General features: G+C 71.7%; 13 protein-coding genes. 9 read left to right on the top strand and 4 right to left on the bottom strand.

The genetic code is table 11. The features are described 5' to 3' along the window. Positions 1-102: 102 nt before the first annotated feature. The 9 genes from FB047_RS03155 (at position 103) to lnt (ending at position 10115) form a co-directional block, all read left to right on the top strand. Entirely contained in the window at positions 103-801 is a 699-nt protein-coding gene (locus FB047_RS03155; protein ID WP_136585744.1) for an HAD family hydrolase, read from the top strand. Further along, on the top strand, positions 798-1817 hold the full coding sequence (locus FB047_RS03150) for a tRNA (adenine-N1)-methyltransferase (RefSeq protein ID WP_136585743.1): 1020 nt from the start codon (positions 798-800) through the stop codon (positions 1815-1817). Before FB047_RS03155 ends, FB047_RS03150 begins: the two co-directional genes overlap by 4 nt. Before the next feature lie 58 nt (positions 1818-1875). Then, positions 1876-2823 (top strand): FKBP-type peptidyl-prolyl cis-trans isomerase, encoded by a 948-nt coding sequence (locus FB047_RS03145; protein WP_136585742.1) that lies wholly within the window; start codon positions 1876-1878, stop codon positions 2821-2823. A 173-nt stretch (positions 2824-2996) separates the two neighbouring features. Beyond that, positions 2997-3938, top strand: a complete 942-nt coding sequence (locus FB047_RS03140; RefSeq protein ID WP_136585868.1) for a helix-turn-helix transcriptional regulator — start codon at positions 2997-2999, stop codon at positions 3936-3938. Continuing rightward, the gene (locus tag FB047_RS03135) at positions 3935-4900 is read left to right on the top strand and encodes a helix-turn-helix transcriptional regulator (RefSeq protein ID WP_136585741.1); all 966 of its coding nucleotides are present in this window, start codon (positions 3935-3937) and stop codon (positions 4898-4900) included. The genes FB047_RS03140 and FB047_RS03135 overlap by 4 nt, the downstream gene beginning before the upstream one ends. 93 nt (positions 4901-4993) lie before the next feature. Next, entirely contained in the window at positions 4994-5245 is a 252-nt protein-coding gene (gene tatA, locus FB047_RS03130; RefSeq protein ID WP_136585740.1) for a twin-arginine translocase TatA/TatE family subunit, read from the top strand. Between the two features lie 63 nt (positions 5246-5308). Then, on the top strand, positions 5309-6070 hold the full coding sequence (gene tatC / locus FB047_RS03125) for a twin-arginine translocase subunit TatC (protein ID WP_136585867.1): 762 nt from the start codon (positions 5309-5311) through the stop codon (positions 6068-6070). Next, positions 6067-8550 carry a DEAD/DEAH box helicase gene (locus FB047_RS03120; protein ID WP_136585739.1) on the top strand — a complete coding sequence of 828 codons (2484 nt, stop codon included), beginning with the start codon at positions 6067-6069 and terminating at the stop codon, positions 8548-8550. The genes tatC and FB047_RS03120 overlap by 4 nt, the downstream gene beginning before the upstream one ends. Then, on the top strand, positions 8547-10115 hold the full coding sequence (lnt, locus tag FB047_RS03115) for an apolipoprotein N-acyltransferase (RefSeq protein ID WP_136585738.1): 1569 nt from the start codon (positions 8547-8549) through the stop codon (positions 10113-10115). The genes FB047_RS03120 and lnt overlap by 4 nt, the downstream gene beginning before the upstream one ends. Positions 10116-10141: 26 nt before the next feature. On the opposite strand, the gene FB047_RS03110 is transcribed toward lnt, so the two are convergent. The 4 genes from FB047_RS03110 to FB047_RS03095 form a co-directional block, all read right to left on the bottom strand. Continuing rightward, on the bottom strand, positions 10142-10513 hold the full coding sequence (locus FB047_RS03110) for an RNA polymerase-binding protein RbpA (RefSeq protein ID WP_136585737.1): 372 nt from the start codon (positions 10511-10513) through the stop codon (positions 10142-10144). A 93-nt stretch (positions 10514-10606) separates the two neighbouring features. Further along, positions 10607-11404 carry a glycerophosphodiester phosphodiesterase family protein gene (locus FB047_RS03105; RefSeq protein WP_136585736.1) on the bottom strand — a complete coding sequence of 266 codons (798 nt, stop codon included), beginning with the start codon at positions 11402-11404 and terminating at the stop codon, positions 10607-10609. Next, positions 11401-12348, bottom strand: a complete 948-nt coding sequence (locus FB047_RS03100; RefSeq protein ID WP_136585735.1) for an SPFH domain-containing protein — start codon at positions 12346-12348, stop codon at positions 11401-11403. Before FB047_RS03100 ends, FB047_RS03105 begins: the two co-directional genes overlap by 4 nt. Beyond that, complete coding sequence (locus FB047_RS03095) at positions 12345-12821, bottom strand: NfeD family protein (RefSeq protein ID WP_136585734.1); 477 nt, start codon at positions 12819-12821, stop codon at positions 12345-12347. The genes FB047_RS03100 and FB047_RS03095 overlap by 4 nt, the downstream gene beginning before the upstream one ends. Positions 12822-12987 lie beyond the last annotated feature (166 nt).

Raw genomic sequence — 12987 nt, 5'->3', positions numbered from 1 at the left:
GCGCACGCGTGCGGGGGCGGTCGGACCCCGCCGCGCCGCGAGCCGGGGAGGCCCCCGCCCCGCGGGAGCGGGGGGAAGCCCGGCCTTCCATAAGATGGAACGATGACTTCTTCCGCCCTCGCTGCGGTCCTGTGGGACATGGACGGCACCCTGGTCGACACCGAGCCCTACTGGATGGCGGCCGAGGTGCCCCTCGTCGAGCGGTTCGGGGGCACCTGGTCGCACGAACAGGCCCTCGGCATGGTGGGCCTCGCCCTCGAGGACTCCGCTCGGCTCCTGCAGAACGCCGGGGTGCCGTGGGGCGTCGACGAGATCATCGCGCACCTGACCGACGAGGTGCTGCGCCAGCTCGCGAGCACGGGCGTGCCGTTCCGACCGGGCGCGCGCGAGCTCCTCGCCGACCTCAAGGCGCACGGCGTCAAGACCGGGCTCGTGACGATGTCGATGCGGCGCATGGCCCTCTCGATCGCCGAGCTCATCGACTTCCCGGCCTTCGACGTGGTGGTCGCAGGCGACGACGTCGAGCGCCCGAAGCCGTATCCCGATCCCTACCTGCAGGCGGCGGAGGCGCTCGGCGTCGACATCCGCGACGCCGTCGCGATCGAAGACAGCCCCAACGGCCTCCGGTCGGCGATCGCCAGCGGCGCCGTCTCGCTCGGGGTGCCGCTGATGGTCCCGCTCGACGGCGTCGGGGCCCACGCCCTGTGGCCCAGCCTCGAGGGGCGGACCGCCGCCGATCTCCGCGCCCTCCACGGCGCGCACACCCCGACCCGACCCTCCGAAACGCGAGCGAACCGATGAGCGAGACCCCCCACCTGAGCGGACCCTTCCGCATCGGCGACCGCGTGCAGCTGACGGGCCCCAAGGGCCGCATGCACACGATCACGCTGCGCGAGGCGGGCGAGCTGCACACCCACAACGGCGTGCTGAAGCACGCGCTCCTCGTGGGGCAGCCCGACGGCAGCGTCGTCACCAACAGCTCCGGGCACGACTACCTGGCCGTGCGCCCCCTGCTGCGCGACTTCGTGATGTCGATGCCGCGCGGAGCGGCGATCGTCTACCCCAAGGACGCCGCCCAGATCCTCGCGCAGGCCGACGTCTTCCCCGGCGCGACGGTCGTGGAGGCCGGTGTCGGCTCCGGCGCCCTGTCGCTCTGGCTGCTGCGCGCGATCGGCCCCGCCGGCCGCCTGCTGTCGTTCGAGCGTCGCGAGGAGTTCGCCGAGGTGGCCCGCGCCAACGTCGAGACCTTCCACGGCGAGCACCCCGCGACGTGGGAGGTCGTCGTCGGCGACCTCGTCGAGAGCCTCCCGGAGGCGGTGGCCCCGGCATCCGTCGACCGCGTCGTCCTCGACATGCTCGCCCCCTGGGAGTGCATCGACGCCGTCGCCGACGCGCTCACCCCCGGCGGCGTGGTGCTCTGCTACATCGCCACCGCCACGCAGCTCAGCCGCGTGGCCGAGTACATCCGCGGCACCGGCCTGTTCACCGAGCCGGATGCCAGCGAGACGATGGTCCGCGGATGGCACGTCGAGGGCCTCGCGGTGCGCCCCGACCACCGCATGGTCGCCCACACGGGCTTCCTCATCACGGCGCGTCGCCTCGCGCCGGGCGCGATCCCGCCCGAGGTGAAGCGTCGCGCCTCGAAGTCGAGCTACGGCGACGAGGACGTGGAGCTGTGGACGCCGGGCGCCGTCGGCGACCGCGAGATCACCGACAAGAACCTGCGCAAGCGCGTGCGCGAAGCGCAGAAGTCCGCCGAGGGCGTGCGGCAGTCGGTGGCCGGTGCCCCCGGGCGCGGGCAGGACGATCCCGCCTGAGCCGACCGCGCCCGTCGGGGCGGCGGGGGAGGCCCGCGGGAGCGCCTAAACTGTTCCGGTGCGCAGACTCCCCGCTCTCGTGGCCGTGACCGCTCTGGCCGGATTCGGCCTCGTCGGGTGCTCGGCATCCGCCGCGTCGTCGTGCCCGACCCCCACCGACAGCGCGATCGCCTCGGTCGTCGAGGCGACCGGCGACCTCGGCTCGGCCCCGTCCGTCACCGTCCGCTCGCCCTTCGTGCCCGCCCAGGCCGGCACCCAGACCCTCGTCGAGGGCGACGGCCCGCGCATCACGAGCGACAAGCAGCTCGCGCTGGTCGACGTCACCGTGCTCGACGCCGCGACGGGCGAGCAGCTCGTCGCCACGAAGTACGACGCCGACCTCACCACGGCGACGCCCCTGCCGCGGCTGACCCAGGCCGTTCCCTCGATCGCCCCGCTGCTGGAGTGCGTGTCCGAGGGTTCGCGCGTCGCCGTGGCGATCCCCGGCTCCGACCTCGGCGCCCAGGGTGCCCAGGCCCTCGGCGTCACCGAGGGCGACGGCGCGGTGTTCGTCTTCGACGTGCGCAAGGTGTTCCTCCCGGCCGCGAACGGCGCCGACCAGTACAACGCCGACTCGGGGATGCCCTCGGTCGTGCGCGCGCCCGACGGCCAGCCCGGCGTGGTGATCCCCGCGGGCGACGCCCCCACCGAGGTGCGCTCGCAGGTCATCAAGAAGGGCGACGGCGACGTGCTGACCGCCGATTCGTCCGCCGTGATCCACGTGCAGGGCATCGCCTGGGGCGCCAAGACGACCTTCGCCTCCACCTGGAAGAACGGCGCCCCCGGTCAGGCGAAGGTCTCGGCCCTGCCCCCGGCCCTCGCCTCGGCCCTCGAGGGGCAGCCGGTCGGCTCGCAGATCCTCGTCGTCGTCCCCGCCGACCAGAGCCAGCAGGACCAGCAGGCGCTGCAGGCTCCCGCGAACACCGCCCTGGTGTACGTCGTCGACATCCTCGGCACCGTCGGCTGAGCGCCGTCGGCTGAGCACCGACCGGTCACGACCTCCGGCGCCGGCCCCGGACGCGCGAGCGTCCGCGGGCCGGTGTCGTCGTTCGGGGCGGGGCCCCGGCCTAGGATGGGCGGGTGGCCGCCGCTTCCCGAAACGCTCCCGAGGAGCGTCTGGTGAACCTCGTCGTCGCGCTCATGGCGACCGAGCAGGGGCTGACCAAGGACACGATCCTCTCCTCGGTGGCCGGCTACCGCGAGCAGCTCGAGGCCGGAGCCTCGAAGGACGCTCTCGAGAAGATGTTCGAGCGCGACAAAGAGAACCTCCGCGGACTCGGCGTGCCGATCGAGACCATCGGCAACCGCGCCGACCCCGACGACCTGCGCGAGGCCCGCTACCGGGTGCCGACGGCGGAGTACGCCCTCCCCGACGACATCTCGTTCAGCCCGGCCGAGGTCGCCCTGCTCAACATCGCCGGCGGCGTGTGGGGGAGCGAGTCGCTCTCGGCGGACGCCCGCAGCGGCCTGCGCAAGATCCGCGCCCTCGGCATCCCCGTCGACGAACCGATCATCGGCTATGCCCCGCGCATCCGCGTGCGCGACTCCTCCTTCCCGACGCTGCAGCGGGCGATCGAGCAGAACCGCGTCGTGACCTTCACCTACCTGCGGCCGGGCGAGGCGCAGCCGCGCGAGCGGCGCATCCGCCCCCTCGCGCTCGTCGAGTACGAGGCGCGCTGGCACGTGTACGGGTTCGACCTCATCATGGACGCCGACCGCACGTTCCTGCTCTCTCGCATCGTCGGCGACGTGACCCTGCGTCGCGAGAAGTTCGCCCCGGAGCTCCTCGAGGGTGCGGGCGAGCGCGCGGTGGAGGGACTGCGCGCCGTCGCCGCCCGCCAGCGCGCCCTGCTCGAGGTGCACCCCGGCACCGAGGCGTCGCTGCGCCTCGCCCGGCGCGCCCAGGAGGCGCCGCAGGATGTTCCGCAGGGGATCGTCGTGCCCTACGTCGACCTGCACGTCTTCGCCGACGAGCTGGCGTCGTACGGTCCCGAGGTGCGCGTGGTCGAGCCCGCCGATCTGCGGGCCGAGGTCATCCGCCGGCTCGAGGCGACCGTCGTGCTGCACGGGGGTGCCGCGTGAATCCCGAACGCCCCGTCGCCGCCCTCGACAGGGCGGCCCTTCTGCTGCAGCTCGTGCCCTATCTCCTCGGCAAGGGCGAGGTGCCCGTGGCCGAGGCCGCGGCCGACTTCGACGTGACCGTCGACGAGATGCGCGCGATGGTCGAGCGACTCACGGTGATCGGGCTGCCCGGCGAGCGCGGCTACTGGCAGTTGCCGCACGACCTGTTCGACATCGACTGGGACCTGCTCGATCGCGACGATGTCATCGCGATCACGAACACCGTGGGCCTCGAGCGCTCGCCCCGGCTGACGGCGCGCGAAGCGGCGGCTCTGCTCGCCGGTCTCCAGCTCGCGCGGAGCCTGCCGGGCTTCGGCGACAGCGAGCTCGTCACGGCGCTGCTCGCCAAGCTCGCCCGCGGGGCGGCCACCGCTCCACCGCCGGTGATCGTGGCGCCCGGCCCCGTCGACGGCGTGCGCGACGTGGTCGACCGCGCGCTGCGCGCCCGCGTGGCCGTGACCTTCACCTACCGCGCTCCGGGGGCCGATCCGATCACGCGCACCGTGGATCCGATCAAGGTGCACATCGCGAACGACCAGTGGTACCTGCAGGGCTGGGACCACCTGCGGCAGGCGGTGCGCACGTTCCACCTCGATCGCGTGAGCGCGCCCCGCCTCACCGACACTCCGGCGATCCATGGAGCCGACCCTGTGCCCGAGCTCTTCGCCCCGAGCGACGACGAGGTGGTCGCGCGTTTCCGTTTCCCGCGCGCCGTCGCGCCGCTGCTGGCCGACTACCTCGAGCGCGCCGAGATCGACGACGAGGGCGACGGCACCGCGGTGGCATCCCTCCGCCTCGCCGACGAGCAGAGCCTCAAGCGGCTCGCCGCCCGCCGCGGGGGAGAGGTCGAGCTGCTCGAGCCGGCGGGGGCGCGTCGCGCGGCGGCCGACTGGGCCGCGGCCGGTCTGGCCCAATACCGCTGATCGCGGTCGTTCCCGCCCGCCCGCCGTGGCTGAAGCCCGTCGCAACCACGCGGGTTAGACTGGAGTTCCGCCCGAACGAGTCGAGGAGTCCTCATGTTGCAAGGTCTGACCGGATGGCACCTGCTCGCCGTTCTCGCTGTCATCCTCCTGCTTTTCGGTGCCGCCAAGCTTCCGGCGCTCGCCAAGAGCGTGGGCCAGTCGGCTCGCGTGTTCAAGAGCGAGATGAAAGAGATGAAGCGCGACGACGAGGTCGCCGCCGCCCCCGAAGCCCCGCGCGCCACCGACGTCGGCACTGCGCCGTCCGTCGCCCCCGAGCCGCGCAGGTCGACCGACCCCACCGTCTAAGCGGTGGCGACGGCAGGACCGCCGCGCATCGACGTGCCCGAGGGGCCGCGTCGCGACAAGCGCATGTCGATCGGGGCGCACCTCGTCGAACTGCGCAAGCGGCTGATGATCGCGGCCGCGGCTCTGGTCGTGGGCATGGTGGTGGCCTTCGTCATCACCGACCCGATCATCCACCTCATCACCGAGCCGATCCGCGTGATCGCGGAGCGCCGCGGCGATGATTTCTCGGCGCTGAACTTCACGTCGGTGACCTCGGCGTTCGACCTGCGCATGCGCATCGCCTTCACGATCGGCATCTTCCTGTCGGCGCCGATCTGGCTGTGGCAGATCTGGGCGTTCATCGTGCCCGGGCTCACGCGCAAAGAGATCCGCTACACGGTCGGGTTCGTGGCATCCGCCGTCCCCCTCTTCTTCGCCGGCTGCTGGGTGGGCCTGCTCATCGTCCCGCACGTGATCGAGCTCATGTGGGGATTCACCCCCGAGGGCGGCGTGAACTTCTACAACGCCGTCGACTACTACGACTTCGTGTTCAAGCTGCTGATCGTCGTGGGCGTCGCGTTCGTGCTGCCCGTGTTCCTGGTGGCCCTGAACGTGGCGGGAGTCATGAGCGGCCGGGCGATCCTCAAGGGCTGGCGCGTGGCGATCCTCATCGCCACCCTGTTCTCGGCCCTCGCGACCCCGGCCGCCGACATCATCAGCATGTTCCTGCTCGCCGGGATCCTCACCGTGCTGTTCTTCGCGGCCGCGGGCGTCTCGCTGCTGTTCGACCGGCGCAAGGCCCGTCGCCTCTCCGCGACCGAGATGCCGTCGGGGCCCATCGCGTGAGTTCGCCCAGTCCCGCGGAGCGTTTCGCCCGGGCGAGTGCCCGTTCGTCGCACCCGCACACGGCCGACTTCGCCGAGATGCAGCGTTTCGAGCTCGACGACTTCCAGATCGCCGGATGCCACGCCCTCGAGGACGGGCGGAGCGTGCTGGTGGCCGCCCCCACCGGGGCCGGGAAGACCATCGTCGGCGAGTTCGCGATCCACCTCGCGATGCTCGAACCCGGCGACAAGGCGTTCTACACCACGCCGATCAAGGCGCTGTCGAACCAGAAGTTCCACGAACTGCAGGAGGTGTACGGCGACGACGAGGTCGGCCTGCTCACCGGCGACACGAACATCAACGCCTCGGCGCGCATCGTCGTGATGACCACCGAGGTGCTGCGCAACATGCTGTACGCCGACTCCCCGGCGCTGCGGGGTCTGCGGTTCGTCGTCATGGACGAGGTGCACTACCTCGCCGACCGCTTCCGCGGCGCCGTGTGGGAAGAGGTCATCATCCACCTCCCGCCGTCAGTCAAGCTCGTCTCGCTGTCAGCGACGGTGTCGAACGCCGAGGAGTTCGGCGACTGGCTCGACACCGTGCGCGGCGACACCGAGGTGATCGTGTCCGAGACGCGCCCCGTGCCGCTCGAGCAGCACGTGCTGGTCCGCGGCGACCTGCTGCCGCTGTTCGACGACCGCGCGGGGGTGGCCACCGCGCAGGTCAATCAGGAGCTGCTGCGCATCCGCGGCGGGAACGCGGGCGGGTACGAGAACAACCGACGCGCCCAGGAGTACCGCTCGGCGCGGCACGCCGGGGGACCGCGACACGCTCACCAGCGCCGCGGTGGACACAAGCCGCTGCGGGCGCAGCAGGGCCCCCGCATCGAGCGCATCGACCGCCCCGAGGTGGTCGAGCTGCTGCAGCGCAACCACCTGCTGCCCGCGATCTTCTTCATCTTCAGCCGCGCCGGCTGCGACGCCGCCGTGCAGCAACTGCGCCGCGCGAACGTCCGCCTCACCTCGGCCGAGGAGCGCGTCGAGATCCGGCAGATCGTCGACGAGCTGACCTTCACGCTCAAGGACGAGGACCTCGCCGTGCTGCACTTCTGGGAGTGGCGCGACAACCTCGAGCGCGGCGTCGCCGCGCACCACGCGGGGCTCCTCCCGGCCTTCAAAGAGGTGGTCGAGGAGCTGTTCCGCCGCAAGCTCGTCAAGGTCGTCTTCGCGACCGAGACCCTCGCTCTCGGCATCAACATGCCCGCGCGGACGGTCGTGCTCGAGAAGCTCGAGAAGTTCAACGGCGAAGCCCGCGTGGCGATCACCTCGGGGGAGTACACCCAGCTCACCGGTCGCGCCGGTCGCCGGGGCATCGACGTCGAGGGCCACGCGGTCGTGCAGTTCACCGAGGGGCTCGACCCGCAGTCGGTCGCGGCCCTCGCCTCGCGCCGCACCTATCCGTTGAACTCGAGCTTCCGGCCCACCTACAACATGGCCGTGAACCTGATCGACCAGTTCGGCCGGGCCCGCGCGCGCGAGATCCTGGAGTCCTCGTTCGCCCAGTTCCAGGCCGACCGCTCGGTCGTGGGTCTCGCGCGTCAGGTGAAGGATGCCGAGGAGTCGCTCTCCGGATACGAACAGGCGATGACGTGCGATCGCGGCGACTTCCGCGAGTACTCCACCATCCGCCGCGAACTGAGCGACCTCGAGAAGATCAACCGCCGCGACGCCACAGCGCCCCGCCGCCTCCGCGATGAGCGGCAGCAGCAGATCCAGTCGCTGCGCAAGCGGATGCAGCGGCATCCCTGCCACTCGTGTCCCGATCGCGAGGCGCACGCGCGCTGGGCGGAGCGGTACTGGAAGCTCAAGCGCTCCACCGACAAGACGCGTCATCAGATCGATCAGCGCACGGGCACCGTGGCGCGCGTGTTCGACCGGGTCGTCGAGGTGCTCGCGGCGCTCGAGTACGTCGCGATCGACGACGACGGAGCGACGGTGCTCACCCGCGCGGGGCGCACCATGCGCCGCATCTACGGCGAGCGCGATCTGCTGGTCGCCGAGTCGTTGCGCCAGGGACTGTGGGCGGGTCTCGACGCCCCCTCTCTCGCCGCCCTCGCGTGCTGCCTGGTCTACGAGCCGCGGCGCGACGAGGCGGGCCCGGGCGAGCGCGGACTGCCGCGCGGGGCGTTCCGGGGAGCCCTGGATGCCACGCAGACGCTGTGGCAGGAGCTCGACGACCTCGAACGCGACCACCGCCTGCCCGGCTCCGAGAGCCCCGCCTCGGGCCTGGCTCCGGCGATGCACGCGTGGGCGCGCGGACTCCCGCTCGACACCGTGCTGGGCCTGGCCGACATGGCGGCCGGCGACTTCGTGCGCTGGGCGAAGCAGACGATCGACCTGCTCGATCAGATCTCCCTCGTGGCCGAACCCCCGCTCGCGAAGACGGCGCGGACGGCGTTGGACAACGTGCGCCGCGGCATCGTGGCGTACACGTCGGCATGAGCACCGCGACCCCGGCGGCGCAGCCCCTGCTGCGCCTGGCCTTCGCGGCGCCGCTGTCGGTCGTGGCGGGCCTGCTGCTCGTCACCGCCTACCCGGCGCTGGCGTGGTGGCCCATGGCCCTGCCCGCCGTGGCCCTCGCGCTGCTCACGCTCATCGGTCGGCGGTTCTGGTCGGCGGTGCTGGTGGGCTTCCTCTTCGGGGTGGCGTTCTTCTCCGTCAACCTGCTCTTCACCGCGCGCTACCTGGGCCCGATCCCGTGGGCGGCCCTGTTCGTGCTCGAGTCCCTGCTCACCGCGGTGTTCGCGGTGCCGATCGCCCTCGCGTACCGGTGGATGCCGCGCGTGGTTCCCGGGGCTCTCGGACGGCTGATGGTTCTCCCGGCGCTGGTCGCGGGGCTGTGGGTGCTGCGCGAGCAGATCGTCGGCTCGTGGCCGTACGGCGGTTTCCCGTGGGGGCGCATCGGCGTCTCGCAGGTGAACGGGCCGTTCGCCGAGGTCGCGTCGTGGGTCGGGATGTCGGGGCTGTCGTTCCTCGTCGTGCTGCTGTGCGCGATGGTGATCGAGCTCGTACGGCATCGGCGCGTCCGACGCGGGATCGTTATCCTTCCCGCCGCGGCTCTCGTGGCCGTGCTGCTGCTCCTGCCGCAATTCCCGACGACGGCGGCGGGCTCGCTCCGCGTCGGTGCGGTCCAGGGCAACGGACCGGCCGGATACTTCGACCAGCGCGCGCGCAACGCCGTGCTGAACGCCCAGCTGGCGGCATCCGCCCCGCTCTTCGGCCAGCGGATGGACGTGCTGCTGTGGCCCGAGGGCGGCGTCGACTCCGACCCCACCGCGAACGGCGCGACCTCGGCGGTGCTCGAGGAGCTCTCGCGGCGCGTCGACGCCCCGCTGCTGATCTCGGCGGTCACCGAGCGGGGGTCGGAGCTGTTCAACTCCGCGCTGCTGTGGACGCCCGACGGGCAGAGCGGGCCGACGTACGACAAGCGGCATCCGGTGCCGTTCGGCGAGTACGTGCCCGACCGGGCGTTCTGGGAGCCGTTCGCGCCCGACCTCATCGGGCTGATCGGGCGCGAGTACACCCCCGGGACGGCGACGCCGCTCATCGACCTGAACGGCGTCGGCGTAGGGCTCGCGATCTGCTTCGACGTGATCTACGACGACGTCGTCTGGGACGGTGCGGACGCGGGCGCCGAGGTCTACATGTTCCAGACCAACAACGCCGACTTCCGCGGGACCGACGAGAACCTGCAGCAGCTCGCGTTCGCGCAGATGCGCGCGATCGAGACGGGCCGCTCGGTGGTCAACCTCTCCACGGTCGGCACGAGCCAGGTGATCGCCCCCGACGGCTCGACCCTCGACGCCCTGCCGATCGACACGGCCGGCCACATGCTGACCGACGTGCCGCTGCGCACCGGGCTCACTCCCGCGGTCGTCATCGGTCCCGCCGTGAAGATCGTCGTCGGCGCGGGGAGCCTCCTCGGTCTGCTCGCGGCGGGAGTCGTCGTCTTCGTGCGTCGCCGGGCGCACGAGAAGACGCCGGCCCCCGAGGGGACCGGCGTCTGAGTTCTCGAGACGTCCTGATCAGGACGTCAGGCGCTGAGCTTCTCGTTGCCCGCGCCGCGACGTGCACGCACGAACGCGAGGCGCTCCTCGAGCAGCTCTTCGAGCTCGGGGATCGTGCGGCGCTCGAGCAGCATGTCCCAGTGCGTACGGGCGGCCTTGTCGCCCGAGTGGTCGACGGTCGCGGTGCCGTCGCCGATGCGCAGCAGTGCTTCGGCGCCGCACGTGCGGCACTCCCAGGACTCCGGAACCTCGGCATCGGCAGCGAAGGTCAGGACGGTGTCTCGTCCGCAGGTGCTGCAGGTGTAGGTGTGTTGTGCACGGTCGTGGAACACGACGCCGTCTTCGCTCTGGAGGCTTTGGGCGCCGAGTCGGATGCCGCGGAGACTGCGGTCTGCCATTGTGTGGTCCTCTCGTCGGTCACCATGTATAACGCTCGCACCTGTGCGCTTTATTCGAACTCCGGGCATCGCGACGGCTTTCACAGAGGATGCTCAGTCAGCCGTGGTTCCCCGGCCGTTCACCATCGCGAGGGCGGCGTCGGCGCGGTCGGTGACGAGCCCGTCGACGCCGAGATCGAGCAGTCGACGCATGTCGTCGTCGTCGTTGACGGTCCACACGTGCACCTCGACGCCGCGGGCGTGCGCGTCGCGCACGAAGCTCCGCGTGACGATGCGCAACGGTCCCTGTCGTTCGGGGACCTGCAGGGCGTCGAGTCCGTCGAGGAGGGCGCGCACGCGGCCCTTTCGTCGCAGGGCGCGAGCCGCGACGAGCCGTGCGACCGTGGCCGATCCCGGCGAGGTCGCGGGGGGCCGGGCGGCGCCGGCCGCGCGCGCCGCTGCGAGCGCCTCGAGGCGACGGTCGTCGGAGAAGCTCGTCACGAGCACCCGCTCGGCGTGGGCGGCGACGAGTCGGCCGACCCCCTCCGCCGCGGCGGCGGCTTTGACGTCGAGGTTGAAACGCAGGTCGGGGAAGGCGTCGAGGGCCTGAGCGAGAGTGATGAGCCCGCCCCGCTCGGCCATGATCTCCTCGAGCTCGGGCAGGCGCACGTCGGCGATCGCGCGGGGGTCGTCGGCGACCCGCTGGAGGTCGTCGTCGTGGAAGAGCACGATCGTCCCGTCGGCCGTCGCGTGGCAGTCCGATTCGACGTATAGGGCTCCCGCGGCGTGCGCCTCGGCGACCGCGGCGAAGGAGTTCTCGACGACGCCGAGCGCGGCGGCATCCGGTGTCACCAGCCCCCGGTGCGCGAGCACGCGCGGGGCGTCGGGGGAGAGGTACGGGTGCCGCGTCATCGGGGCGCGGCCGGGTGCGGGTCGACGGCGGGCGGAGGGGTCTCGCCGGAGTCGTCGTGGCGTGCCGCGAAGGCTCCCGAGATGCCCTTCAGCGCCTCGGTGAACTCGCTCGGGATGATCCACAGCTTGCTGGAGGCGCTGTCGCTGATCTTCGGCAGCGTCTGCAGGTACTGATAGGCGAGGAGCTTGTCGTCGGGGCGGCCCGCGTGGATCGCGCCGAAGACCGACGAGATCGCCTCCGCTTCGCCCTGCGCGCGCAGCACAGCCGCTTGCTTGTCGCCCTCGGCCTCGAGGATCGCGGCTTGGCGTCGCCCCTCGGCCTCGAGGATCTGCGACTGCTTCGAGCCCTCCGCGGTGAGGATCGCGGCGCGGCGGTCGCGCTCGGCCCTCATCTGCTTCTCCATGGAGTCCTGGATCGACAGCGGGGGATCGATCGCCTTGAGCTCGACGCGCCCGACGCGGATGCCCCACTTGCCGGTCGCCTCGTCGAGGACGACGCGCAACTGCCCGTTGATGTTGTCGCGGCTGGTCAGCGCCTGCTCGAGGTTGAGCCCGCCCACGACGTTGCGCAGGGTCGTGGTGGTGAGCTGCTCGACCGCACCGAGGTAGTTGGCGATCTCGTACGTGGCGGCGCGCGCGTCGGTCACCTGGAAGTACACGACGGTGTCGATCGAGACCACGAGGTTGTCTTCGGTGATCACCGGCTGCGGGGGGAACGACACCACCTGCTCGCGCATGTCGATGAGCGGGCGCACGCGGTCGACGAGGGGCACGACGAGATTCAGTCCCGGCGAGAGCGTCTTGTGATAGCGGCCGAGGCGTTCGACGACCCCCGCCCGCGCCTGCGGGATGATGCGGATCGCGCGCAGCAGCACGACGATGACGAAGACGGCCACCACGCCGGCGACGATCCAGCCGATCGTGACGGGGATCAGATCGTTCATGATGTCGCCTCCTGGCTGCGCGCGCGGACGACGGCCGTGGCGCCGTCGATACGGACGACCTCGATGCGCGTGGCGGGGTCGAGTCGGGTGTCGGTGTCGCTGCGGGCGGTCCACACGTCGCCGTTGGCGAGTTTGACCTGACCGGCGACGGCGGGGGAGACGCGGGTGATCACCAGCCCCTCGAGGCCGAGGAGGGCCTCGATGTTGGAGGGGCGGGAGTCGGCGCCGCGGTGCAGGCGCCGCAGCAGCGGCGGACGCAGGAAGGCGAGGAGGGCGACGGCCGAGAGGGCGGCGACGATCACCTGCACCCACAGGGGAGCGCCGAGCACCTCGGCGACGAGTCCGGCGACGCTGCCGCCGGCGAACATGAGGAACGTCAGCTCGCCCGTGAGCATCTCGACGACCAGGAAGACCAGGATCGCCACGAGCCAGGCGATCCAGGCCCACGCGGCGATGGTGGAGACAACGTCCATGTCGCACCTCCTGAGGCCGACGGTAGCACCGGCTCGCGACACCGCGGCCGAAACCCGACGACCCCACAGGGACGGCTTCGGAGACTCCGAGCGGGGAGCGGCTCCCGGCTCGCAAGAGAGGGATCGGTAGGCTGGGAACGGATCCACGAATCGTCAGGAGTACTCC

Source organism: Microbacterium hydrothermale (assembly GCF_004854025.1).
Lineage (GTDB): Bacteria > Actinomycetota > Actinomycetes > Actinomycetales > Microbacteriaceae > Microbacterium > Microbacterium hydrothermale.
This window is presented reverse-complemented; position numbering and strand designations above follow the sequence as displayed.

Coding starts and splice junctions, on each gene's coding strand:
- FB047_RS03155 (WP_136585744.1), top strand. CDS start 103: ATGACTTCTTCCGCCCTCGCTGCGGTCCTGTGGGACATGGACGGCACC.
- FB047_RS03150 (WP_136585743.1), top strand. CDS start 798: ATGAGCGAGACCCCCCACCTGAGCGGACCCTTCCGCATCGGCGACCGC.
- FB047_RS03140 (WP_136585868.1), top strand. CDS start 2,997: ATGGCGACCGAGCAGGGGCTGACCAAGGACACGATCCTCTCCTCGGTG.
- tatA (WP_136585740.1), top strand. CDS start 4,994: ATGTTGCAAGGTCTGACCGGATGGCACCTGCTCGCCGTTCTCGCTGTC.
- tatC (WP_136585867.1), top strand. CDS start 5,309: ATGTCGATCGGGGCGCACCTCGTCGAACTGCGCAAGCGGCTGATGATC.
- lnt (WP_136585738.1), top strand. CDS start 8,547: ATGAGCACCGCGACCCCGGCGGCGCAGCCCCTGCTGCGCCTGGCCTTC.
- FB047_RS03110 (WP_136585737.1), bottom strand. CDS start 10,513: ATGGCAGACCGCAGTCTCCGCGGCATCCGACTCGGCGCCCAAAGCCTC.
- FB047_RS03105 (WP_136585736.1), bottom strand. CDS start 11,404: ATGACGCGGCACCCGTACCTCTCCCCCGACGCCCCGCGCGTGCTCGCG.
- FB047_RS03100 (WP_136585735.1), bottom strand. CDS start 12,348: ATGAACGATCTGATCCCCGTCACGATCGGCTGGATCGTCGCCGGCGTG.
- FB047_RS03095 (WP_136585734.1), bottom strand. CDS start 12,821: ATGGACGTTGTCTCCACCATCGCCGCGTGGGCCTGGATCGCCTGGCTC.